Origin of the sequence: Coprococcus aceti (genome assembly GCF_025567285.1) — a bacterium.
In the GTDB taxonomy this organism is placed as follows: domain Bacteria; phylum Bacillota; class Clostridia; order Lachnospirales; family Lachnospiraceae; genus Coprococcus; species Coprococcus aceti.
The window spans coordinates 266734-292891 of sequence record NZ_JAOQJT010000003.1 but is presented as its reverse complement, the minus strand read 5'-3'; the positions used below and the strand labels follow the sequence as shown (position 1 = coordinate 292891).

The following is a 26158-nucleotide window of genomic DNA, read 5'->3' as shown; positions in this document are numbered from 1 at the left end:
TCAATCCTCGGCAGAGCCTATGGATATTCCCTCCGCCAGAATTACCCTGCCTACATAGAACACGATCAGTGAGGGAACACAGCTGAACAAGGCAAATGTAAACGCTCTCCCCGCGCTTCCCTCGGTCACATTTGGCAGATATACAGACAGCGGCCACAGATATTTGTCCTTGAGGAATACAACCGGCTGCTCCACGACATTCCAATATTCAAGGAATCCCAATATCACCGCCGCTATGATCCCCCTCTTTGCTATGGGAACAGCCATATATATAAATATCCTGAAGCTGCCAGCACCGTCCAGCCTCGCCGCCTCAACCACAGAATCAGGAACCTGCTCAAAGGCACTGTACATAATGAATATCGGAAATGTTGAGAACATCAGCGGCAAAATGATAGCCCAATGGGTATTTATCATGTTGAGACTGTTTAGCACTATGTACTGTGACAGCATCGTCACCTGAAATGGAAGTATCATGCAGAACATATACAGGCCAAATATCAGCTTTGCCCACCTGCTGCCGCTCCGGGACAATCCCCATGCCGCCGGCACAGCGAACACAAGCTGTCCGGCTATTACCACCCCGACAATCTTCACCGAGTTCCAGAAAAGCACATAGTATTCCGGAGTGTCAAACAGCAGCTCCACGATATTTTGAAATGTCGGATAAAGCGGTATCATATGCCACGCAGTGTATCCAGCTCCGCCGTCAGTTCCCGAAAACAATAACTGCCCAAGCTCTGTCTCACCCATAAATACACCACTTACCAGAAACAATAACGGAAGCACCGCAAGTACCGCACCAATTATGACGAACACCTTCAATAACAAATGTATCCCCTCTGCCATATATCTCATTTGCCCCCACGTCCTCTCTGGAAAATTTTTCTGTTATACTTCGCCGAGATCCCATGCCAGTCGATCAGACATAAGGCACGTATGGCAAGTATGATCCCGAAAAATACAACAGCCGTCATAACCGCTCCCGCTGTGAGCTTGCTGATCTCCAGCTTCTCAAACCAGTTGTTAAATGTGTGCTGTATCTGGTATATACTCATATCGGGATAACTACCCGCCATCAGATACTGCTCCCTGAATATTTTGAGGGAGTTCACCACTGACAACATGGCTACGATAAAAAAAGATCTCTTCATATTCGGAAGTGTGATCCTGAATATCTGTGTAAATCTTCCGGCTCCGTCAACCCGGGCAGCATCATACACAGTCTCCGGTATCGCTGACAATCCAGACATCCAGATTAGCATGTTGTATCCTGTATTCTTAAATATAAATGTACCTACAAAAAGCCAGAAGACAGCCTTTCCCGAAAGGAGATCGGCGAATAATATCTTCCATACCACTGCCAACGAATTTGACGGTATGGCAAGTGGAATGAGAAATGCAAACCTGACTATGTTGCTTTTCATTCCGTATACCTCTATCGCAACTATCAGCGATATCACCATGAGCAGTGGAACACTCACCAGTTCAAACCTCAGGGAATTGCCCGCCGCCAGTCTGAATGCCGTATTGCTCCAGACGGCTCTGTAGTTCTGCAGTCCTGCAAATCCGCCCTGCCCCGCATGACGAAAGGATGATATGAATACATCCATCAGCGGAATTACCACGAAGATCAGGACACCCACAAAGCCCGGAATCACAAATCCAACCGTTTCATTTGTTCTTCTGCTAACCAATTTATTCACTCAGATATACCCCTAAAAGTTTATCGATGGAATCTACTATACTGTCCAGACTCTCACCATTTTCAAGATAGTCTGCAGCGTTATCCCTTATCACACTGCGGACCCTCGCGTCAGGATTTGACGGAGTATCCAGCTCTCTAAGTTTTCTTATATACTCATCAAGATACTCTTCCTTACGCCAATACGACCAGTCCATGTAATCACTTCCGCCCAGCGTGATCTTTCCGCCCGGAGTTCCCATGGACTGTGCCTCTCTGTTCCATTCCCGCACGCCCTCCATATTTACCGGATTGCCACAATCAACTCCGTAATATATTTTCTGTACATCCGTGCTGAACAAAGCCTTCATAAAACTGACCGCATTGTCCAGGCTCTTTGAACCGGCATTTACCGCTATGACTGTGTTTGGCACAAATACTTTCCCACTGTCATTTCCCCATATTTCGTATGCGTAATCTGTGTTTTCTCCGCTCTCGCCTGCTCCCACCCCATAGTCCTCTTTTATACTATAAAAACGCCAGGACTCTCCCATAGTTTTCATATTCACAAATGCTGACTTTCTGCCAGACCATGATCTGTTAAACAGCGGACTCATATATTCACTGTTTATGGCTCTTTTTACCTGATCGCTGTAGCTTCCCCACTCGGCAGTCCACTCATCGATCTGATCCTGGGTCGTCCGCTCCATTTCCGTGTCATACAGAAGCTTTAAGTCCTCCAGAAATTTTCTGAGCATCTCAGCATCGTAATTTCCATCACTATCCACAATCTCCGATGCATATACCGGATACAGCGTATCGAAATAGCACTCCCAGTAATAGAATGACAAGTCATTTCCATATTCCGGTCTGTCCTGACTGCTTATATATGCTGCAAGCGACCGGGCATCCGTCACGTTCTTGACCTCATTCTCCGGTCCGATAATGGCAGTAAATGTCTCCATAGCCGGAATTGCGTATATCGAACCATCACTATTTCTGTATGCATTTAACACATTTTCCAGGCAATCTGGATTTTCCTGCAGTATATCGTCATACACCTTGGACAATTCCATGAGAACTCCGGTATCCTCATAGCTTCCAACATTCAGCCCATCCATGATGATGACATCTGGTCCCTCACCTGCCAGGAGCTGTGTATTGAGCGCACTTATGGCATCGCTCTCAGATATTCCATTCTCGTCATCCACGCCCCACACATACTTCACAGTCATATCCGAATGGTATGCCTCATACCACGAGATCAAGGTTTCATAGCTCTCCGCATAATAGAGCGAATATAGTGTGACCGTCTTATCATCCGGCTCCTCATCTACCACGGTTGATGCATAGCTTGGATCAGATGAATACACCACCACATTCTTTCTTCCGCTCCTGTCACCAGCTATCGCAACAAATGTATCGCTGCTTTCAACCACATAGTCGTACTCGATATCCGAATCCCTGAATGTCGCAAGTCTTATCCCCAGCCTATCCTCCAGCTTATACTCATATAACCCTGTGCTCAGCATGAGATACAGTGAGTCAGTAGCGTCATCATACTTCATGACATTTCTGCAGCTCACCGCATCCATCCCCTTGCCGCTGAATGTCTCGGCAAGCCCATCCGCCATTCCCTCATCAAATGACGTGGTGGTCTCAGCCTCACTTCCATCGGATATGTCATATGACAACAGACTTCTCTCTGTTAAAACCATAAGCCGATCTCCCGCCACACATATATCTGTGTAATCCATATTTTTGATGGCAAATCTCTCTTCGCCGTCCATGGAAAAGCACCTTATCTCACCGCCCGGGCAGCCTGAGATATAGCCGGAACCGTCAGCAAGCAGTCTGACAGCTGTCACATTTCCCTCAATGCCCTCGGATAACTGTCTGACTTCTCCATTCCCTGTTATTAAGGCGATCCTGCTCTCTATGTCACCATCTCCTGTGACACTGCTCAAAGCTATATAGACACTCCCATCCCCATCAACATATGCTGCCGATATCTTCTCATCCGCTGATATTATAGAATCTAAGTCAAGCTTTTCCTCCCGGGGCTCACCATCAAGTGATGTGAGCGTCATCTTTACAGCATCCCCGTCAGGATTTTCTCCTATGCATACATAGCCATCATGAGTCTTTCCAAATCCATACACCTCCGCCACATCTAACTGTGCCTTCTGGTATTCAGACATTCCCTTCACATTTTCTTCATTTTCTGATGTACCAGCGCAGCCACAACACATTATTATAACGGCGGCAAGCAGTAAAAATATATTTATACGTCTCATAATTACCTCCTTTTCCCAATTGGTATTCTCCCTCTTCCCAGGTCTTCATATACAGATTGTAGCATCCACAGTCTCATGGATTATCTAAAAAACATCTAAATTGAGTATACCGCTTTCAAACGCTCCTCAAATGAATTACTATAAAGTAGGAATGAACTACGAACTACATATGGTCTACATTCCATATCACAATAACGAAAAGGGGATATGTATGAATCTGCTTCTTGTAGAGGATGACCTCAATCTTGGGAAAATACTGAAAAGGCAAATGGAAGATCACGGAATAACCGTGACACTGTGTACAACCGGAAAGCAGGGTACGGAGCTCATATATTCCGGTGCGGACATCGACATCATGGTGCTTGACTGGATGCTCCCCGACATGTCCGGCCTGGACATTCTGAACCAATTATATTTTGACAGAATATCAATACCCGTGATAATGCTCACAGCCCTCGGAACACTTGAGAACAAAACTGCAGCATTTTCCCGTGGCGCCGATGATTACATCGTCAAACCTTTTGAATTTGACGAGCTGTTGGCCCGTGTAAATGCACTATACCGAAGATCTCACCAGATTCATACATTTGACTATTCATATGGGGATGTCACTTATCTGATTGACAGCCGGACACTTCAATGTGGTGACCAGTCGGTGCGGCTCACCAACAGAGAATCCCAGCTATTTGAACTGTTGCTGAGATCAGCAGGAAAGATCGTCAGTCAGGACGAGATCATAGAATCCATATGGGGACTGACCTCAAATGTGTGAAATGGAAATATACTGAATTACATTTATTTTCTGAGAAACAGACTTAAGACAATCCATAGCCATCTTGTGATAAAGGCAGTATACGGCAATGGATATATGCTCGTCTGTGGAGAGGGGGACACATCTACATGATAGCGCAGCTAAAAAAAAGACTTTCCACATTTCTGTCCTCCGTCATTGCGGTCATTCTGGCCGCCATGTCCATACTGCTGCTCCACACTGTGATAAAGGAGTACACAAACAGCACTCATGTATCGTACTCAAGGGATGTAAATCTTTTATACTCATATCTCGAACAGGTGAGCATCCTGGACATTCCGATTCTAACCGAATACAGCGAGAAAAATCTCAATATAGATGTGCTGCGAAACAGCAACACAGTCATGTCGACAAACAGCTTTGCAGAGAGTGCAGCAGTTCTGGAAGCTGCCTCTCCATACTCTCAGCCTATGTACTGGGATGATTATTACAATGCGGTAAATCAAGGGGAAACCAACAGAAGATTTTATACTGTCAGGTATAATCATATAGACTACTGGAACAGCTACAGCATCATAAATATAGGTGGCACTTTCTATACCATACACACAGTATTCAACAATGCTGTATTATCCGCATACAAGACAAAGATAATTATTTTATTTCTGCTCATAACTTCCGCCGCGATCATACTTCTGTCCATCTTCTCATGCATTTTCACGGTCAGGATACTTGTCCCTGTAAATAAGGCATATCAGAAGCAGGATATGTTCATAGCTGTGGCGTCCCATGAGCTGAAAACACCTATAACCATCATCAAATCATGCCTCAACGGACTATCCGGCAGTAAGCCGAACGAGACTGACAATGATTATATTTTAACAGCCCAGAGGGAATGTGACAGGATGACTGATATGGTGAACAATCTTCTGACATTTGCCGATATCAAGAAGTCTGGCAGAGATAATTTTGATGAGGTTCACCCGGAAGATATAATAATAGATTGTTATGATCGCTTTGAACCCATTGCCATTCAGAAAAATGTAGATCTGGTTGTGTCCATACCGGACGACCCGCTGCCGCTTTTCTCCATGGACAGGGACAGAATGCTCCAGTGCATGTCAATTCTGGTCGACAACGCCATATCGTGTACCTCCAAAGGGGCCATATCTATGTCAGTATCTATGAGAGACCAGAGATTGTGTTACCAGATATCTGATACGGGTGATGGGATAAGCGATGAGGACAAGCCTCACATATTTGAGACATTTTACTCAGGGCGCAATGATCACCGGACCCATTTCGGTCTTGGTCTCAGCATTGCCAAAAGTATAGCAGATCTACACAGTGCCGACCTCACCGTATGTGACAACATACCACATGGAAGCATATTTACACTTACCTTTAAACTGTAATTCCATTCTCGACTTGTACTCACACATATAAAAATACCCTCCTTACTGGTTGTCCAGTAAAGAGGGTACATATCATTTCAGTCTCGTAATGCTGGAATATTCTTGTTATGATGTCAGCACCTGTTCCATAACCTGCAGCACACCGCGCTCCTCATTGGATGGGGCGCGGAATCTTGCAAATTTCTCCATGCCGGGCTGCGCATTTGCCACGATATAGCTGTAATATACCGTCTTAAGCATCTCCGCATCATTGAAGTTGTCTCCAAATGCCATCATCTCACTGGTATCAACATCAAGGAGTTCTCCGATCTTTCGCATAGCCATGCCCTTGTCAACACCTTTGTTCATGATGTCTATCCATTCTCTTCCGCCCACAGTGACTGAGAAGTTATCGCCAAAACGAGGCGTATAGATCTCTTTGTACTTCACGGCAGCATCCCCATCAGGAGCAAATATCGTAAACTTATTGGCCTCGACATCAAGGCTCCTCATATCGTCGACAAATGTGAGATTGCTTAAGAATGCACGGAAAAACTTCGCATATTTCTCGTATTTCTTCAGGACATAAGCCCCGGAAAGGGCGCAGAGCACTGCGACTCCATCGGTCTCGTCCTCCACAAATCGTATCATCTTCTGGTACTCTTCCACATCCATCAGGCTCTTATATATGATCTCACCGCAGTTTGATATGGCAGCACCATTATCGCCGATAACCACAAGCTTATCCATCTTGTCTCCAAACATGTTTCTCAGGGTGTACATAGGTCTCCCGCTGGCTACAACAAATCTGATTCCTTTCTCATCCAGCCTGTCAATGTAGTCAAAAAAGCCATCCGGGAGTTTTCCATTTTCCATCAACAATGTGTGATCCATATCTGATGCTATTAATTTTACGTTTTTCATGTTTTTCTTCCTTGTGAATATTCTATGATATCTATTATATACTAACCATGCCACTACCGGCTTATCCCTGCCCCGCTGTTCTCTCGATCCAACTAAGGGCTGCTCTTCGCATCTTACTTTTTATTCAAGGTGACACAATTCTTCTCCAGATCATACTCTCTGGTATATCCGTCATCATCGTACAGCATATAGCTGCTGTTCTTATAGCCAATCAGCTGCATTGTAGTCTTGTCGATATCAGCAACGCACTCCGCCACATCCACGACAGGGATACATTTGCCACTTCTTACAAACAGGATGACCTCATTTTCCGGAACCTCCACGAAATGATGTCCCGCAGGCATCTCCGTCTGCTCCACTGAGCCATCTGCCGTAAACCTTACAAGCAGCATATCCTCTGGCAGATACACATATCTTCCGATGGCATTCTGCGTGTAAACCGGTGCGATCATGATCTCATTTCCAAGCATGAGCTGATCCTCAACATGAGCCGCGATCCTATCATCCGGATATTCAAATGCCAGAGGCTTGAACATCATGTCGTCAGTCAATGCCGCCTTCATGTACTCACTGTATATATATGGAAGCAATCGGTAACGGACACCGATCACATTCCTGAAATCCTCTATATGCTCAAACTGATAGCACTCCTGATTTCTTGTGCCTTCACAGGAATGGTCACGCATGAGCGGAGTGAACACGCCGAGTGCGAGCCATCTGAGAAGAAGGTCTCTGGATGTGTCGCATCCAAATCCGCCGAGATCCGCGCCCGTATACAGGAAACCGCACATATTCATGGACGGAAGCATCTTGATGTTGAGCAGGATGTGTGACCACCACGATTTGTTATCGCCCATCCAGACGCCGCCATAACGATGCATCCCTATATAAGACGATCTGGAGAACAAAAGTCGTCTCTCATCCGGTGAGATCTCGCGAAGCGCCTCGCCTGCCGCCCTTGTCATGTTATATCCAAAGAGGTTGTGAACCTTGTCGTGACGCACCATCTCCCCATCCACATTGTGATACATAGATGCGTAATCCTTCGGATTGTTGGCAACACCTGCCGCCATACCCGAGATGCCCCAGACATCGTCCACAGTCTCGTCCTTCTCAATGAACTTCTTCATAGCTTTCTTCAGCTCGCTCACGCCCTCCGGGGTGAAGAAGATCGCCGGCTCATTCATGTCATTCCAGAAGCCCTCTATACCTGCATCCGTCAGAATCTTGTACTTTGCACCGAACCAGCGTCTCGCCTCAGGGTTCAGCACATCAGGGAAATGTGTATATCCCGGCCATACCGCCGCAACGAAATCACTTCCATCTGCTCTCTTGCAGAAGTAGTTATTTGCCACGCCCTCCTCATACACATCGTAACCTTCCTCAATCTTTACTCCGGCATCGATGATCGGGATCAGGCGTATATTATCCTTTTTCAGATTCTCCACATACTCCGAAAAATCGCCAAAGTCGTCATTTATGGTGAAATCCTTATAGCTGTCCATGTAATCTATATCCATGTAGACCATATCGATCGGGATGTGGTTCTCTCTGTATTTTCTCGCCACCGTCTCAAAGTCCTCCGGTGTCTTGTATCCCCAGCGGCTCTGTCCAAATCCAAATGCAAACTTTGGCGGGATATAACTCCTTCCGATCATCTTCCTAAACTGCTTCGTGATATCATATGGGCTGTCACCTGTTATCACATAGATATCCAAATCTGCGCTGTCACAGAAAATATGCAGCTCATCGCACTTCGTATATCCCACGTCAAATGTGATCGTGGATGGATAGTCAAAATACAGGCCAAATGTCTGCGCTCCTGAAACTATAATAAAGTTGTGTGATGCATACAGTGAGTATACATCCTCGTGATGATGCGGATTGTCTGCATTGTTGCTTATGTACTTGTAGCCTCTCTTGTTGATTCCTCTGTTCGCCTCGCCAAGGCCATACACTATATCACTGTCCTCAAGACCAAATGTGTACGAAAATCCGGCTGTTAAGTCTATATTGCCGTGATCTGGCTGTCCTTTTTCTGCTGCGATATCTACCACTACTGATTCTGTCTGAAATGGCTTTCCGTATGTATACTTCTTTATCATGCTGTCACCTCTATGCATCTCTCTTTTTTCTTCTGTATCTCTTTTTCTTTCTCCTGATCGTCTTGCCGCGCTTTGCCGCCTGTGCCTTTCTGAATTCCTGTATCTGCTCGATCATGGCGGCATAATCCCTCTCGAACAGGATCTCACTTATCTCATGATGCACGATCTCCGCCGGAAGTCTGTCAACTATAAGTGTCCTGACGAAATCCTTGCTCTTTCCCTTATACATCGGAAGGCTGTAGGTCTCCTGAATATGTGCAAGCTCCGGTCTCCACAATATACGTATGGTACGAAGCAGATCAGCCCGTGGATTAGGCTGCATCTCCCTGACCACATAGAAATCGATCTTGTGAGTCAGCTTGTCTGACACTCCATCCTCCAGGCCTTCTGCATCTGGCTTGCTGCCTGTATCATATTCTTCAACAGATATGATCCCCCAGTAGTCCGGCACATGCTCTGCCACATGACCTGCATGTGTACTTCCCACCACCACGATATTCTGGTCAAAATATAGATCATAGTCTGCTACCTGACTCTCCAGCCGCGTGTATGTATCCGCATCACTTTTTATCTCGATTCCCACTATCTTGTCTGGAATGACCATTACCACATCCGCACGGGAGTTTCCGACGGTCTTCTCCTCAAGGATACGCACCTTGCCATATCGCTCCTCAAGGAAATCAAACAGGGGTTCTCGTATATCTTTATCTAATAACATTTTCCCTCCTGAAATCAATTGTTTAAAGTAATCTTTATATGTATTTTTGTCTGCAAAGTCAAGAATCTCCCGCTTTAGCTGAGAAAACCAGGGCAGACCGCTCATAAAGTGAGCTTTCCGCCCTGGTTTCTATGTGAACATAATATTATCAGCCCTTGTTCACAAGCTCTGTGAACTTCTTAAGCGCATCCTTCGCCTCTGGTGAAATGTTCCTTGGAACTGCAATTCTCACGGTCACATAGTGATCTCCATGGGTATTGCCACCCCTTGCCTGAACACCCTTGCCACGAAGCCTTATCTTGCTTCCCGACTGAGTACCCGGTGCTATCTTGCACTTCACATCACCGAACATGGTGTGGACCAATATCTCTCCACCGAGAACTGCCGTGTCAAATGGCACAAGAGCCGTGGTGTATATATCCAGACCCTTTCTCTCATAACCTGCCTTATCTCTTACATTGACCTTCAGCAGCATATCTCCAGGCTGACCCTTGCCGGTTCCGGGATATCCCTTGCCAGCCAGTCTTATCACACCGCCGTTGTCTATACCCGCCGGAATGTGTACAGTGAACTGGGAACTTCCTCCCCGTCCATCATTGAACGACAGAGTCTTGTCGCAACCATATACTGCATCATCAAAATCTACCGTGACACTTGCCTCCATATCTCTGCCCCGCGCATTGAAGCTTCCCTGACCGAATCCGCCAAATCCACCTCTCTGTGAGCGGCCACCGCCGCCAAAGAACGAGCCAAATATATCGCCAAACATATCACCGAAGTCTCCACCCTCAAAGTGGAAGCCTCCGCCTCCGAATGGATCACCACCGGCGGCTCCACCGGAGCCATCGAATGCAGCCATTCCAAACTGATCATACATCTTCCTCTTCTCGGCATCAGACAGTACCGCGTAGGCCTCAGAGGCCTCCTTAAACTTCTCTGCAGCCGTCGCATCGCCAGGATTCGTGTCCGGGTGGTATTTCTTCGCCAGGGTTCTATATGCTCTTTTTATCTCAGCGTCTGTGGCTGTCTTTGATACGCCGAGAACTTCATAATAATCTCTTTTTGAAGCCATGATTCCTACCTCCCGATAAGCCTATGTATAGTTTAACACTATCTGTCAAGTGATTCCATATTTTTAATGTTAAAATACACACATATTATCTGGCAATTTTTAGTCATTTTTTTATTTAATTAAAGTATAAAAAAAGCACCTCCACCGATGATTCCACCAGTGGAGATGCATTCGTATGGCTAATGCTATTATCCTACTGCTTTACGTTGAAAGCTTTGATTCCAGGATATACAGCTGAGTCGCCAAGCTGCTCTTCGATTCTGAGGAGCTGGTTGTACTTTGCAACTCTCTCTGATCTTGAAGGAGCACCTGTCTTGATCTGGCATGTGTTGAGTGCTACTGCGAGATCTGCGATAGTTGTATCCGCTGTCTCACCTGATCTGTGTGATGATATTGCTGTGTATCCAGCCTTATGAGCCATCTTGATAGCCTCAAGTGTCTCTGATACTGAGCCGATCTGGTTGAGCTTGATAAGGATACAGTTTGCGCATCCCATCTCGATACCCTTTGCAAGTCTCTCTGTATTTGTAACAAACAGATCATCACCGACAAGCTGGACCTTGTCGCCAAGTCTTGCTGTGAGCTTCTGCCATCCTTCCCAATCCTCCTCATCGAGACCATCCTCGATTGAGATGATAGGATACTTCTCAACAAGCTTTGCCCAGTGCTCGATGAGCTGCTCTGCTGTATACTCTGTTCCAGCCTTTGGAAGCTTGTACCAGCCCTTGCCCTTCTCGCTCTTCCACTCTGATGAAGCAGCATCCATAGCGATCTTGAAGTCCTTACCCGGCTCATATCCAGCCTTCTTTACGGCCTCGAGAATTGTCTCGATAGCCTCCTCGTCAGACTTAAGTGCCGGGGCAAATCCACCCTCATCACCTACTGATGTAGCAAGGCCTCTCTCTTTGAGGATTCCTGCAAGTGCGTGGAATACCTCTGCACACCATCTCAGACACTCCTTGAATGATGGAGCGCCAACTGGCATGATCATGAACTCCTGAACGTCAAGCCCTGATGACAGAGCATGACATCCACCGTTTACGATGTTCATCATTGGAACTGGAAGCTTGTTTCCTGAGATTCCACCGAGGAATCTATAAAGAGGAATGTCAAGTGAGATTGAAGCTGCTCTTGCTGCTGCGATTGAAACTGCAAGGACAGCATTTGCTCCAAGGTTTGACTTGTCCTTTGTTCCATCAGCCTTGATCATTGCTGCATCAACTGCATATATATCAGACGCATCCATTCCTGTAAGTACGTCATTTATAGTAGTATTTATATTCTCTACTGCTTTCTGAACACCCTTGCCGAGGTATCTTGACTTGTCTCCATCACGAAGCTCAAGTGCCTCAAACTCACCTGTGGAAGCTCCACTTGGCGCCGCACCACGACCTACTGTTCCATCTGCCAGATACACCTCCGCCTCAACTGTTGGATTTCCTCTTGAATCAAGGATCTCTCTTCCTATTACCTTTTCAATCTCAAGATAATTCATCATTTTTATATTTCTCCTTTCGTCGCGCGAGTATAACCCCTGCTGTCCCTCCGATTCAGCAGTTTACAGAGGGTACAGGAGCTCACATGATCTACGATGTTAGTTTAAGCTAACTTATATTTAAAATCAACATAAGTAGTTGCTCATATTTTATCATTTAGCATTTTTCGTCATTATCCGAGTGCCACATCCAGCACCATCATCAGAGCGAAGCCCACCGCCGCACCGATGGTTCCTATATTGGTATGCTCGCCCGCCTGAGACTCAGGTATCAGCTCCTCTATGACCACATAAAGCATGGCTCCCGCCGCAAATGCAAGGAAATACGGAAGAAGTGGTGTGACCTGGACAGCCAGCAGTGCCGTGAGGAAACCTCCGACCGGCTCCACAGCTCCGGACAGCGTTCCATACAGAAATGCCTTCTTCTTGCTCATGCCCTCGCCAACAAGCGGCATGGACACAATTGCACCTTCCGGGAAGTTCTGTATAGCGATTCCTATGGAAAGTGCAAATGCACCTGTGACGGACACGCCCATATTGCCCATGGCTGCGCCGGCGTACACAACGCCCACTGCCATGCCCTCGGGGATATTGTGGAGCGTGACTGCAAATATCATCATGGTCGTCTTCTGAAGCTTTGACCTGACGCCCTCCGGTTTGTCACTTTCCAGATGAAGGTGAGGTATCACCGTGTCAAGAACAAGCAGGAATATGATTCCAAGAGCAAATCCGATAAGTGCCGGCAGCCACGCTATCTTTCCCTGTGCCTCCGCCATGTCTATGGACGGAATGAGCAGTGACCATATGGACGCCGCGATCATGACCCCCGCCGCAAACCCGAGCAGAGCCTTCTCCACAAGCGGGGATATCTTATCTTTCATAAAGAAAACCATGGCCGCTCCCAGTGTTGTTCCGGCAAATGGTATAAATAATGTTATGAACTCTGACATTTCATCACCTCTTTATAATATGTATTCTGTCTATACTATATTCGTATAACCTCTTCATTAGTTCATTTTTTTAAATTGCGACTACAATTTAATTGAACAGGCGCACTTTGTCAACACAAGTTTTTGCATATGATAGAAGTTATCAATACCGGGCCAAAATGCTTCGCATTTCGACAATTTAAGTGCTATAATACCTGAGGTTATGCTATAATAGGCATGGTTGTACCAGCTTGGATATATTTGTATGCAAATGGAGATAAATATGAAGAGAACAGAACGAATGATCTGAGTATTTTTTATTTGACATAATTATTTATAGAAAGCATAATAAGTGATACATTTAGTCGTACGGATCATAAGTCCGTACAAATACAATAAAAGACACATTCCAAGGGGAAAAGTATGAAAGAGAATTTACAATTTACAGCTTTATTGGATATTTTAAGCAGGCAGGATCTTATAACTGAATATTCGGAGGATTGCAAAGACATCACTCCTTCCCATATAACCATCAATTCCAAGGATGTGGTCCCAGGTACATTCTTCGTGTGCAAGGGTGCCTCATTTAAGGAGGATTACCTGAAATCAGCCATCGCACAGGGCGCCATCGTATATTTGTCACAGCAAAAGTACGACGACGTGGACATTCCTTATATTATTGTAAATGATATAAGAAAGGCCATGGCTCTTGCTGCCAGATGGTTCTTCGGCAATCCAGGCGATAACATGACCAAGGTCGGAATCACCGGAACAAAGGGAAAGACCACAGTTACATTTGTCATGAAGGATATACTGGACAAATACACCGACAACAGATGCTCAGCATTCTCAACCCATGAGATTGATGTTGGAACAAAGGTTTTTGAGACCACTCTCACCACACCTGAGCCTATTGAACTCCAGACATACTTCGACATGGCTGTAGATGAAGGCTGTACACACTGTATAATGGAAGTTTCTTCCCAGGCCATGAAGATGAACCGTATCTACGGAGAGCACTACAAGGTCGGAGTATTTACCAATATCGACTACGATCACATCAGCCCGACAGAGCACGCCTCCATGGAGGACTATCTCGGATGCAAGGTATCCTTCCTGAAGCAGTGCGACAACGTTGTGCTGTACAGTGACACAAGATATTTTGAGACAATATATAATGAAGTAAGAGACAAGCACGTTGTTGTATACGGAAGCAAGGAATCAATTGAAAAGCTCATGTCAAGGGATGACGATTTCTTTGAAAAGGATACTGAATTCGCCAGCATCCACAATGAAGATCTCACAGACCATAACAGCTACTTTGAGCTTATATACGGAGGAGAGAACAGAGCATACAACACCAACCTGATCGGTGATTACAATGTTGAAAATATTGTTGCCGCCATCATCTCATCTCTTCTCATCGGCATTCCAAATGATCAGATCAGAAGCAGCATCAGAGATGTATATGTTCCGGGAAGACTACAGGTATATCACTGGAAGGATCGCACATTTATGATCGACTACGCACACAACTATATAAGCATGTACAGACTGTATGAGATGGTTAAAAAGACCATGAAGCCAAAGTCTATAACCGTTGTATTCGGCTGTGGCGGTGAGCGTTACAAGAAGCGCCGTGAGGATATGGGAAGACTTGCTGAGCAGTATGCCGACAAGGTTGTTCTCACCATGGAGGATCCTGGCTTTGAGTCCTGTGAGGAGATCTGCAAGGAGATCAAGCAGTACATCACAAAGCCTTGCTATATAATCGTTGACAGGGAGCAGGCTCTCACAAGAGCCCTCGACGAGGCTCAGCCTGGCGAGCTTGTCATCACGACTGGAAAGGGTATCGAGAGCACCCAGAGGATCAATGGAACTTTTGTGCAGTGTCACTCTGATGCGCAGGTTATCGAGCATTGGCTGACGGAGCATCCGGAGAAGTAAGGGACGGACGGTAATCAGTCCTTCATCTGTATTCAGTTCATGAAAAAGAGATGTATGTTGTGTATGTGCTATCACGTTCGACTGCTGTCGCTTCACTACCGATAGCCCACACACAACATACATCTCTTTTATTATATTTTTTGAAGCAGATGAATGGCTGATTACCTGTGTTTTGACTGAACATTAGATATGCAATGGTAAACCACAGGTTTATTGCCTTTCTTGCGGCTCAGCTTATAATGAATAGTAGAAATGGGGCGAAAGCGCTGTTATGCAGGTGACAGGAGTTGCCTATCAGACTGACGTAAACTTAATAGTCGTAGCAGGCTGTAGAGTGATGATGCGTGTGATGTTCCGGGAAACAGTGCATGGCTGAGCTTCATAAGGGTTGTTTGTTTACCAAAACCCGGATAGGCAGAGATGCCGAAAGAAAACATTCAGGGAGTTCTACTAAGTAGAACTCCTTTTTTATCTGTTATCTTCCACCACTTTCTCCCTCATCTTCGGATCGAATTTTCCATTTCGGATCATTGCTATCTCCCGTTTGAACGGCTCGTAGCTTTTCTTGCTGTTTTCCGGGTCTTTGATGTATGGGGATTCCAGGATCTTTGGGACTTCCATGAAGTCCGGATGGTTCATGATGTACATGAGTGGCTCAAAGCCGATCTTGCCAAACCCAAAGTTCTCGTGTCTGTCTTTAGCCGCTCCCGGTTCGTTCTTGCTGTCGTTCATATGGAACACGGCTATCTGATCTTTGCCGATGAGTCTGTCGAACTTCTCCACGACTCCATCGAAATCATGTATGATGTCGTAGCCCGCATCGCTGGTGTGACAAGTGTCAAAGCACACACGAAGCTTGTCATTATGACTCACTCCATCATAGATTCGCGCAAGCTCCTCAAAGTTTCTTCCAATCTCACTGCCCTTTCCCGCCATGGTCTCCAGAGCTATGTGGCATGCGGTGTCCGCGGTCAGGACTTCATTCAGGCCCTTTACTATGCTTGCAATTCCCTTGTCCACGCCCTCTCCTACATGTGAGCCCGGATGAAGGACTATGGTCTGTGATCCCATCGCTGTCGCCCTGTCAATCTCCTTTGCGAGGAATTCCACTGCGATTTCATAAGTCGCAGGATTTACTGTATTTGCAAGATTGATTATATACGGCGCATGGACCACGAACTCCTCTATGCCGTTCTGAGCCATGAGTTCATGTGCCTCCTGTATCCTAAGCTCCGATATATCTTTGCGTCTCGTATTCTGTGGTGCGCCTGTGTAGAGCATAAATGTATTTGCGCCAAATGCCACAGCATCCTTCACTGAGCCTAGCATCATCTCCTTGCCCGACATACCCACATGACATCCTAATTTCAACATAATTTATCTCCATTCATTCTAAACTGGTTTCAGTTTACTCTATCCTCGCCGACTGCACAATACGCTGCCGCTACAATCAATAAATAGCTTTTTCTAATTTTACCATATATTATGTAGACTGTTCGCAAATCATTTGGTAAACTAAATACCAGAAACCAACTTATATTATACATTTGGGAGAAAACCGCTATGCAATTAAAAAATGTACTAATCGTCGTAAATGACATTGAACGATCAAAAAAATTTTACAAAGATATCTTCGGGCTTGAGGTTATCTTGGACAACGAGGGAAATGTGATCCTGACGGGAGGGCTGGTCCTTCAGGATGCAACTATTTGGGCTGAATTCATTGAAAATCTTGTAATTCCACATAACAATGCTTCGGAGTTATATTTTGAAGAAAATAATATCGAGGAGTTTGCACAAAAACTTGATGAGTCGCCATACGACATTGAATATGTCAATCGTCTCATGACTCATTCATGGGGACAAAAAGTCATCAGATTCTATGATCCTGACGGCAATCTTATCGAGGTTGGAACGCCATAATTTTTCCTATATCCATTCCCTCTATTTCATGTTACAATTAATGACATATTACCCAATTGGAGGACAAATTTTTATGAGTAACACAGGAAGAACCTGTAAGGTTCACTACACAGGAACATTCAACGACGGAACAAAGTTCGATTCTTCATATGACAGGGGCGAGCCTATCGAGTTCGTTTGCGGTGCAGGACAGATGATTCCGGGATTTGATCAGGCAGTTGAGGGCATGAACGTTGGCGATATCATCGATGTACATCTTCGTCCTGAGGACGCATACGGAATGCCTGACCCGGAGGCCATCATCAAGGCTCCTCTTGCAGATATGCCTGGCGCTGAGAATCTTGAGGTCGGTAATCAGGTATACCTTGCCAATTCCATGGGACAGCAGTTCCTTGTAAAGGTCATTGAAAAAGATGACGAATCCATCACATTTGATGCAAACCATGAGATGGCCGGCAAAGAGCTCAACTTCAAGATAGAGCTTGTATCAGTGGACTAATAGTAACGATACTTATGTTAGAAGGAACCTTTTCACACTTGACGTCAGTTCCGACGGTCTGTCCCACCCAATTGGACGGACAGTGTGATCCGATTATATAAGGAGGCGGGAATCGTGAACATTTACATAGACGAATCAGGTTCTATCAATAAATATGCCACAAACGATCAGTATTTCGTGGTGTCTATGATCCATGTCCTCGATCCCGTCGCCCTTGAGCGTGCTTACAAGAGATTTATTTCTTCCAACTATGAGATGCTTCTTGATCTGGACAGTGATAAGGTCGATGACATGACCGGCAAGATCACCAAGCACGGCGGGAGAATGTTCCGGGACGGCAAATTCCGTGAACTAAAAGGTGCACAGTTTGACAGAGACATGAAGCACATATTTGTGGATTACTTCTCCAGGAAGCATCACTTTGACGTGTACTATATCATGATGAAGAATGAAAATCTGCCGAACCGCTTCTTCGACAACATCTCCAGGACATTCAACTTCTCCATCAAATCTGCCCTGCTCTACTTCATACAGAATGGATATCTTCCTGACGAGGACTGCTTTCTGCAGCTTGACGAGAGGAATGAGCGGGTGGAGAACAAATCATTCCTTGAAAATTACCTGAACACCGAGCTTTCACTGTCAGGTCAGGTCGCAGGTAATTTCTCAGTGAGCTACTTTGACTCGGCCTGCAACAAATTTGTGCAGATAGCGGATGTATTTTCTAATCTGTTCTATTCTCACTTGCAGACCGGACACTATACTGATGAGCTGGAGCTTATGAAAGAGCTGGGTATACTTAAGGGTGTTTACGAGCTGACATAATCAAAAAGGGATTGAACCTTGCGATCTGTATCGCGGTTTCAATCCCTTTTTTGAAATATTTAAAATACCAATTGCCTCCGAGCGATGCTCACACAGAACACTTACATAGATAAACGCACTATCGAAGGACTTACTGTTGGTACTTATATAATATCATGTTTTGCTTCAAAAGACAATAAGTCCGTGTTAAATTCACTGAAATTTTCACTCTTTTTTATCTGTCCTGCTCTCCCGTCCATGTCCAAACGCCAGATAGCCTATGAAAAGAACAAACAATGCTGCAACTCCCATCCAGATACACAGCAGTTTTGGTCCCTTCGGGGCAAATGTATCATAGTATCCCTTGAAATAGATTACCACAATTATAAGCGGCAGCACGTATGACATGTATTTTCTGAGGTACTGCGGAAACGGCTTACCGATACCGTTGTCTGCCTCAGCGACAAAGTTTTCAAATCCCCATCCATTCTTTCTTGTACAGAACAGGACAAAAAGTAATGATCCGAGTGGGAGGATATTTCCCGATACGAGAAAATCTTCCAGATCCATGATATTTGTACCCGCTCCCATCGGAGTGATTCCTGAGAGCACATTGAATCCAAGCACAGCCGGCAGGGAGAGCACTGATATCCCGATCAAATTTATAATAAGTGACTTCTTTCTCTTCCATCCAAACATATCTATACTTATCGATATGATATTCTCAAACACCGCGATAACCGTGGAAAGCGCCGCAAATGACATGAATATGAAGAACAGAATTCCCCACACTCTTCCTCCCGGCATGTGGTTGAACACATTCGGCAGGGTCATAAACAGAAGTGATGGTCCCTTGTCCGGGCTGATCCCGTACGCAAAGCATGCTGGCAATATGATGACTCCGGCCATGAGTGCCACAAATGTATCAAGGTACATAACACTCTTCGCCTCGCCAGACAATTTTCTCTCCTTGCCTATATAACTTCCAAATATCTCCATGGATCCCATACCTACACTGAGTGTAAAGAATGCCTGGGTCATGGCGTCAAATAATACATTGCCCCAGCCTCTGGCATTTGCACGCTCGATACTTGGAACAAGATAGAACTTAAGTCCTTCTTCGTTGCCCGAGAGCATGAGCGAATTCACTGCCATGACTATCATCAGAACTATAAGTGCAAACATCATGATCTTTGTCACCCTCTCCACTCCGTTCTGAAGTCCCAGTGAACATATACCTATACAACACACGATGACCGCAAGTGTGATCGCGACCATAAGTCCCGGTGATGCAAGCATCCCTGTAAATTTGTCTTCTATTGCTTCTACTGACCCACCATGAAGCTGTCCTGATCCCATGACGTACACATAGTATACCATCCAGCCCGCTACCATAGTATAAAACATCATCAGCAGATAGTTGCCGGCATAGGCATACCAGCTGAATTTATGCCAGTTGCCGCCCTTCGGCGCAAGCTCCTTAAGCGCTGAACCAACGCTCTTGCCACTCCCTCTGCCTATCGCAAACTCACAGGTAAGGATAGGATATCCCAGAAGCAGCAGACACAGCAGATATATCACGATAAATATCGCTCCGCCATTCTGCCCGCATATATACGGGAACTTCCATACATTTCCAAGACCAATAGCACATCCCGCCGATACGAGGATGAACCCCAGTCTGGAGGCGAACTTTTCTCTGTCGCCGTTGTTATTTTCTTTACTCATACACTTTTCCTTTCACAGATATCAGTATTATTTGTGTCTGATGTTTACTTCAAGCTGTTACATTCTGCATTGTTTTTCATTTATTCTGACACATACCCTGTGATTGTATCATACATTACAGCATTTGTGTGTTTAAACTTTTACAGTTTAAAGCAAATTTTATCCCGTATTTGAACCAGATAAAATACAGATATTTTTATGTTTGCTGTGCGTTTTCAATAAGTATATTTTCCTGCAAAATAAATCTATTAATTTACATATAAAGGATTACATTTTTCCATATTATATTTTATTATAATAAGTAGAATGTTCTTAATACTATTAAGACCGTTCTCCGTATTTTGAGGCAGATTTCTGTGTGGGTTTGCAGTACCTTATACCTTAAACCACCAGCGCATAGCTGCAAGTGCGCTGCTCATATTATGGAGAAACGAATAGTAACGCATGCGCCGCGCGAATTGCATTTATATGCGCATGCTGCATTTTTATAAGGAGGACATTTATTATGGCTACATGGCTTAAAGATGCAATTTTTTATGAGATATACCCACAGAGTTTCTACGATACCAACGGCGACGGTATCGGTGATTTTAACGGAATCACTGCAAAGCTTGACTATATCAAGTCTCTTGGATGCAACGCTATCTGGATGAATCCTTGCTTTGATTCACCATTTTCCGATGCAGGCTACGATGTAAGGGATTACAAGAAGGTTGCCGAGAGATACGGAACAATGGAGGACATAGAGAACCTCTTCGCTGAGGCTCACAAGAGGGACATGCACATTCTCCTCGACCTGGTTCCAGGCCACACATCTGAGGAGCATGCATGGTTTACCGAAAGCAAAAAAGCTGAGCCAAATGAATACTCAGATAGATATATGTGGACTGACGGATGGCTCTGTGGCGGTGCAGGTCTCAACTACATCGCAGGAGAATCACCAAGAAACGGTGCCTACATCGTCAACTTCTTCAAGTGCCAGCCGGCTCTCAACTATGGCGTTCTGAACCCAACTGAGAGATGGCACAAGAGCATGTACGATCCTGCATGTATCGCAACCAGAGAGGCTATGAAGGACGTATGCCGCTTCTGGCTCGACAAGGGCTGTGACGGCTTCCGTGTAGATATGGCAGATTCACTTGTAAAACATGATGACGAGAATAAAAGCGGAACTGTTGCCGTATGGCAGGACATTCTCGGCGATATACACGCTGAATACCCTGAGTCAGCATTTGTATCTGAGTGGGGAAAGGCTGAACAGTCAATCAAGGCCGGCTTCGATATGGATTTCTATCTCGACTGGATGGGCAACGGATATAACTCTCTGGTAAGAGATTACGAAGCTCACCTGAATGCATTTGCATCTCTTCCAGAGTCACTTGACGACAGCACGGAGAACAACAGCTTCTTCAAGGCTGACAGCAAGGGAACCTGCGACCACTTCATTGATGAATACATGGGAAGATACGAGCAGATAAAGGACAAGGGTGCTATAGCCCTCATCACAGGAAATCACGACACTACACGTATCAGCTACGGACTCTCGGAGGATGAGTTAAAGCTTGCCTACGCATTCTTACTGACAATGCCCGGCAATCCATTCATCTACTACGGCGATGAGATCGCCATGAGCTTCAGAAGCATGGCAAGCAAGGAGGGCGGATTCACCAGAACCGGCTCAAGAACTCCTATGCAGTGGACAAGCGGTGACAACATGGGCTTCTCATCAGCGCCTGCCGACAAGCTCTATCTGCCGGTTGATCCTGCAGAAAATGCCGCAAATGTTGAGGCTTCCGAGGCAGATCAGAACTCACTGCTCAATACAGTGAAGACCCTCACTTCTCTCAGACATTCACAGGCCGATCTGCTGGACAAGAGCAACCTTGAGATCATCAGCAGAAAGCCACTTGTATATAAGAGAGGGAATCTACTCCTTGCAGTGAACCCTAAGAATACAGACACCCAGTCAAGGAAGCTTGCTGAGCTGACTGGTGACGCAAAGGTTATCTATTCTATAGCAATAAACGGCACACAGCCAGGTATCGCTGACGGAGTTATCACTCTTCCGACACAGAGCTTTGTTGTGATAAGCTGCTAATTTGGAGCAATATATAACAACTCAATAACCATATAAAAAGGTCATCACATAATATGGCAATCATACACAACGGAGATTTCATTTTCCATGTGGGTTGCTCATATTATGCGATGGCCTCTTTTTATCTTCTTCCCTGTGGTCATCTCCCCAAACTTGTGGTAATATTTAATGGATTATATGCTCATGTGCCACGACAGAATAAGTGCACATGACATACAGGATTATAAAGGAGAACAAGATTATGAACATGCAGGAAGCTACAAGCATCATGAAGGCTGACAGCTACAAAATGGCTGCACTTTCAGAAGATACAAGAAACAATATACTAGTACATGTAAAGGACGCACTCATCGCACATAAGGATGAGATATTTGCGGCAAATGCAAAGGACATGGCTGCTGCCGAGGAGAACGGGATCGCAGCATCAGTCAAGAAGAGACTGAAGTTCGACGAGCACAAGCTCGCTGACGTGACAAATGGAATCGATGAGCTCATAAAGCTCCCTGACCCGGTTGGACAGATCCAGCTCAAGAGAGAGCTTGACGAGGGGCTGGTCCTTCAGAGAGTCTCCTGCCCTATCGGTGTCATCGGAATCATATTCGAGGCAAGACCGGATGCGCTGGTCCAGATATCATCATTGTGCATCAAGAGCGGCAACTGCGCAGTACTCAAGGGTGGCAAGGAAACTGCCAACACCAACAAGGCTCTCTTCGATGTGATCTACAGCACAGCCGTTGCAAACGGAGCACCAGAGGGCTGCATGCTCCAGGCAAGCCAGCACAACGAGATCGATGAGCTTCTGTCATGCAACAAGTCCGTTGACCTGCTCATACCTAGAGGCTCAAATGCATTTGTGCAGTATATAATGAACAACACCAAGATCCCTGTCATGGGACACGCAGACGGAATCTGCCACACATACATAGACAAGGATGCGGATATTGAAAAGGCAATCCCTATCATCATAGACGCCAAGACACAGTACACCGCCGCCTGCAATGCAACGGAGACACTTCTCGTCCACAGAGATGTGGCAAAAGAAATGCTTCCGGTCATGGCAAAAGCACTTAAGAAACACGGTGTAAAGCTCCGCGGAACCGCCGAGGCAGCGGAGATCATCAATCAGGCTGAACGCAATATGAGCAGCCCGAACGGTATTGAGATCATAGGAGACGATGATTTCAATACCGAGTATCTTGACCTGGTGCTCTCAGTCAAGATCGTGAACGATGTGCAGGAGGCGATCTCACACATCAACCACTTTGGTTCACATCACACTGACTGTATCGTGACTGAGAATAACGAGACCGCCGCCCTCTTCATGCAGCTTGTCGATTCGGCCGGAGTATACCAGAACTGCTCCACAAGATTTGCCGATGGATTCAGATACGGATTTGGCGCAGAGGTCGGAATCAGCACAAGCAAGATCCATGCAAGAGGCCCTGTAGGACTTGAGGGACTTGTAACCTACAAATACAAGCTTTACGGACATGGACAGATAGTTGATGACTACGCAACCGGAAAGAAGCAGTTCCATTTCAAAGACCTGTAGAATAATAAACGATCATCAGCGGGGACTCTCTCATGTACATCAGTCCTCGCTGATGCATTTACTATATAAATAGGAATTACATAAAAATGAAAACAATACTGAAAATATTCAAAAACGACCTGATCGGTATCAAAAAAAGTATACTCACAATAGTTCTCGCCGTTGGACTGTGCATACTGCCTGCGCTGTATGCATGGTTCAACATATTTGCAAACTGGGATCCATATGCCAATACCGGCAATATCAATATCGCCGTCGTCAACCTGGACAAGGGCTACACAGATGCGGACGGCAACGAGATGAACATGGGCCAATCAGTGGTCGATAAGCTGAAAAGCCAGACCAGTATCGGCTGGGTATTTCCGGAATCTGAAAAGTCCGCCATCGGCGGTGTGAAATCAGGCACCTACTATGCCGCCGTCGTCATTGATGAGGATTTCTCCTACAACATGTTCAATGCCCTGACGGACAACTTCGTAAATCCAAGCTTCACCTACTATGAAAATGAGAAGAAAAATGCCGTGGCACCTAAGATAACCGACACTGCAGTCTCAACGCTCAAGACAAGCATCAACGAGACCTACGTCAAGGCGATATCACAGAAGCTTATCACTGCCATTGACGACTCCGACACAGATCTGTCGAAGGATCTCAAGGGAACGGATTTCATCACAGCACTCAAGACCGTCGATGACAATCTCGCCGGATACCAGAAAACCATAGATTCCATAATCAGGGCAAATAACAAACTCAAGACCAGCACAAAGCTCAAGGACGCAACTGACAAGAGCAGCAAGCTTCTGTCCGATGCGGGTTCCGCCATTGATTCAAGCATGTCTGATATAGACTCAGTGGGCTCAACCTACTACACTGTCAGGAATTCTCTTCAGGATCAGATTGACAGCATCGCGCAGGACATACAGAATCTGAAAAGCTCTGCAAAGCTTATCCATATGAAGGATGATGCAGAGAACATATCTGCCGATCTTGAGAATATCAAGGCAGATGCAGACAAACTTCAGCAAAAGATCGATGCAGTCGACGAATATATCAAATCTCTTGACATAAGCAACACGAATGAGGTTTCAGATGCACTCAACAAGCTTGACAAGCTGAAAACAGAGGTTAAGAAGATTTCCTCTCTCACCGCTGACACCATCGATAGTCTGGATATATCTGCGATCACAAATGCAGAAAATGCCGTATCAGATAAGCTCGACCAGATCATCGACTCTGTCTCAGACATAGATGACACATTTACCAGCCAGGTCATTCCTGACATGGACAACATTATCCTGAACATCAAAAATGCACTGAAAAACGCTCAGGATCTGTTAAATACCCTGAATTCTACCATCAGCAGTGCAAGCTCTGTATTTGACAATTATAAGGTGACTATTGCATCAATGAACACCAGTCTCACAGACCTCTCCGATCTCATAAGTGGTATACGTGACAAGATCCAGACCGCCACAGACGAGATCAACAAGGCCGCCGACAGCGAGGTGACCGACATGATCATCGCCTTCCTCAACGGAGACTCAGAGGCGCTGGCGTCATTCCTGTCAAAGCCTGTTGCTGTCGAGGAACATTACTACTACAGCATTGCCAACTACGGCTCGTCCATGGCACCATTTTACTCAGTGCTTGCCATCTGGGTCGGAATGACAATTCTCGTCTCCCTCATGAAGGTGCATGTGAAGGATGCGGACTATCTGAAGGATGCCAGACCACACCAGTTGTTCTTTGGAAGATACCTTATTTTCTTCCTGCTGTCTCAGCTTCAGGTTCTGGTCATAGTGCTTGGAGATCTGTTCCTGCTGAAGATACAGTGTCTGCACCCATTTGCATTCTGGGCAACCGCGGCACTCACAGGGCTGACATTTTCAATATTGATATATTCACTCACCATATCATTTGGCGACATAGGCAAGGCCCTCGCTGTTGTGATCATGGTGCTGCAGATAGCGGGGAGCGGTGGAACCTACCCTATAGAGGCTCTTCCGAACTTCTTCAGACAGGTGTACATATTCTTCCCATTCCCATATGCGATAAATGCAATGCGTGAATGTATTGGCGGAATGTATCACGCAGACCTGTTCAAATATCTGCTTGAATTGTCAATTTTCATTGTGGTTGCACTGGTCATAGGACTTATAATCAGAAAACCATTTATCCATATCATGCACTTCATCGAGAAACGTATGGAAGATACGGATATGATGTAATGCAAATAAG

Annotated in this window: 20 protein-coding genes; 9 read left to right on the top strand and 11 right to left on the bottom strand. The window is 45.5% G+C overall.

Features of this window, described 5'->3' with window-relative positions; all coding sequences use genetic code 11:
• Genes OCV54_RS06170 through OCV54_RS06160 form a run of 3 tightly spaced genes read right to left on the bottom strand, consistent with a single transcriptional unit; the run spans window position 1 to window position 3981 of the window.
• Complete coding sequence (locus tag OCV54_RS06170) at window positions 1–858, bottom strand: carbohydrate ABC transporter permease (protein WP_015533753.1); 858 nt, start codon at window positions 856–858, stop codon at window positions 1–3.
• Window positions 855–1706 carry a carbohydrate ABC transporter permease gene (locus OCV54_RS06165; protein WP_055223115.1) on the bottom strand — a complete coding sequence of 284 codons (852 nt, stop codon included), beginning with the start codon at window positions 1704–1706 and terminating at the stop codon, window positions 855–857. The genes OCV54_RS06170 and OCV54_RS06165 overlap by 4 nt, the downstream gene beginning before the upstream one ends.
• On the bottom strand, window positions 1699–3981 hold the full coding sequence (locus tag OCV54_RS06160; protein WP_015533752.1) for an ABC transporter substrate-binding protein: 2283 nt from the start codon (window positions 3979–3981) through the stop codon (window positions 1699–1701). The genes OCV54_RS06165 and OCV54_RS06160 overlap by 8 nt, the downstream gene beginning before the upstream one ends.
• 211 nt (window positions 3982–4192) lie before the next feature.
• Here OCV54_RS06160 and OCV54_RS06155 point away from each other — a divergent pair, with 211 nt between their 5' ends.
• Together OCV54_RS06155 and OCV54_RS06150 are read left to right on the top strand one after the other, a co-directional pair.
• Complete coding sequence (locus tag OCV54_RS06155) at window positions 4193–4753, top strand: response regulator transcription factor (RefSeq protein ID WP_055223113.1); 561 nt, start codon at window positions 4193–4195, stop codon at window positions 4751–4753.
• 128 nt (window positions 4754–4881) lie between these two features.
• Window positions 4882–6147, top strand: a complete 1266-nt coding sequence (locus OCV54_RS06150; protein WP_015533750.1) for a sensor histidine kinase — start codon at window positions 4882–4884, stop codon at window positions 6145–6147.
• Window positions 6148–6252: 105 nt separating this feature from the next.
• Here the strand turns inward: OCV54_RS06150 and OCV54_RS06145 are convergent, their stop codons facing one another.
• From OCV54_RS06145 to OCV54_RS06120, 6 genes are all read right to left on the bottom strand, one after another.
• Window positions 6253–7050 (bottom strand): HAD family hydrolase, encoded by a 798-nt coding sequence (locus OCV54_RS06145; protein WP_015533749.1) that lies wholly within the window; start codon window positions 7048–7050, stop codon window positions 6253–6255.
• A gap of 113 nt (window positions 7051–7163) precedes the next feature.
• On the bottom strand, window positions 7164–9155 hold the full coding sequence (locus OCV54_RS06140; RefSeq protein WP_022217319.1) for a glycoside hydrolase family 31 protein: 1992 nt from the start codon (window positions 9153–9155) through the stop codon (window positions 7164–7166).
• A 10-nt stretch (window positions 9156–9165) separates the two neighbouring features.
• Entirely contained in the window at window positions 9166–9873 is a 708-nt protein-coding gene (locus OCV54_RS06135) for a sce7726 family protein (RefSeq protein ID WP_055223111.1), read from the bottom strand.
• 148 nt (window positions 9874–10021) lie between these two features.
• Window positions 10022–10945, bottom strand: a complete 924-nt coding sequence (locus tag OCV54_RS06130) for a DnaJ C-terminal domain-containing protein (protein WP_015533746.1) — start codon at window positions 10943–10945, stop codon at window positions 10022–10024.
• Between the two features lie 193 nt (window positions 10946–11138).
• Window positions 11139–12440 (bottom strand): phosphopyruvate hydratase, encoded by a 1302-nt coding sequence (eno, locus tag OCV54_RS06125; RefSeq protein ID WP_055146761.1) that lies wholly within the window; start codon window positions 12438–12440, stop codon window positions 11139–11141.
• Between the two features lie 173 nt (window positions 12441–12613).
• Window positions 12614–13390 carry a ZIP family metal transporter gene (locus tag OCV54_RS06120; protein ID WP_055223109.1) on the bottom strand — a complete coding sequence of 259 codons (777 nt, stop codon included), beginning with the start codon at window positions 13388–13390 and terminating at the stop codon, window positions 12614–12616.
• A gap of 402 nt (window positions 13391–13792) precedes the next feature.
• On the opposite strand from OCV54_RS06120, the gene OCV54_RS06115 reads away from it, so the two are divergent.
• Window positions 13793–15316: a Mur ligase family protein gene (locus tag OCV54_RS06115; RefSeq protein ID WP_055223107.1), complete on the top strand. Its 1524-nt coding sequence runs from the start codon at window positions 13793–13795 to the stop codon at window positions 15314–15316.
• A 468-nt stretch (window positions 15317–15784) separates the two neighbouring features.
• On the opposite strand, the gene OCV54_RS06110 is transcribed toward OCV54_RS06115, so the two are convergent.
• The gene (locus OCV54_RS06110; protein ID WP_055223234.1) at window positions 15785–16687 is read right to left on the bottom strand and encodes a deoxyribonuclease IV; all 903 of its coding nucleotides are present in this window, start codon (window positions 16685–16687) and stop codon (window positions 15785–15787) included.
• A gap of 192 nt (window positions 16688–16879) precedes the next feature.
• Between OCV54_RS06110 and OCV54_RS06105 the strand changes: the two genes are divergently transcribed.
• The 3 genes from OCV54_RS06105 to OCV54_RS06095 all read left to right on the top strand — a co-directional run bounded on the left by OCV54_RS06105 (window position 16880) and on the right by OCV54_RS06095 (window position 18563).
• Window positions 16880–17239: a VOC family protein gene (locus OCV54_RS06105; RefSeq protein ID WP_015533742.1), complete on the top strand. Its 360-nt coding sequence runs from the start codon at window positions 16880–16882 to the stop codon at window positions 17237–17239.
• A 73-nt stretch (window positions 17240–17312) separates the two neighbouring features.
• Complete coding sequence (locus OCV54_RS06100; protein WP_004850005.1) at window positions 17313–17738, top strand: FKBP-type peptidyl-prolyl cis-trans isomerase; 426 nt, start codon at window positions 17313–17315, stop codon at window positions 17736–17738.
• Between the two features lie 114 nt (window positions 17739–17852).
• Window positions 17853–18563: a DUF3800 domain-containing protein gene (locus tag OCV54_RS06095; RefSeq protein WP_055146595.1), complete on the top strand. Its 711-nt coding sequence runs from the start codon at window positions 17853–17855 to the stop codon at window positions 18561–18563.
• A gap of 204 nt (window positions 18564–18767) precedes the next feature.
• On the opposite strand, the gene OCV54_RS06090 is transcribed toward OCV54_RS06095, so the two are convergent.
• The gene (locus tag OCV54_RS06090; RefSeq protein WP_055146767.1) at window positions 18768–20270 is read right to left on the bottom strand and encodes a sodium-dependent transporter; all 1503 of its coding nucleotides are present in this window, start codon (window positions 20268–20270) and stop codon (window positions 18768–18770) included.
• A gap of 505 nt (window positions 20271–20775) precedes the next feature.
• On the opposite strand from OCV54_RS06090, the gene OCV54_RS06085 reads away from it, so the two are divergent.
• From OCV54_RS06085 to OCV54_RS06075, 3 genes are all read left to right on the top strand, one after another.
• Entirely contained in the window at window positions 20776–22368 is a 1593-nt protein-coding gene (locus OCV54_RS06085) for an alpha-amylase family glycosyl hydrolase (RefSeq protein ID WP_055223105.1), read from the top strand.
• Window positions 22369–22609: 241 nt separating this feature from the next.
• Window positions 22610–23920 carry a glutamate-5-semialdehyde dehydrogenase gene (locus OCV54_RS06080; RefSeq protein WP_055223103.1) on the top strand — a complete coding sequence of 437 codons (1311 nt, stop codon included), beginning with the start codon at window positions 22610–22612 and terminating at the stop codon, window positions 23918–23920.
• An 86-nt stretch (window positions 23921–24006) separates the two neighbouring features.
• A complete protein-coding gene (locus OCV54_RS06075) occupies window positions 24007–26148 on the top strand; it encodes a YhgE/Pip domain-containing protein (protein ID WP_055223101.1) in 2142 nt (713 codons plus the stop codon).
• Window positions 26149–26158 lie beyond the last annotated feature (10 nt).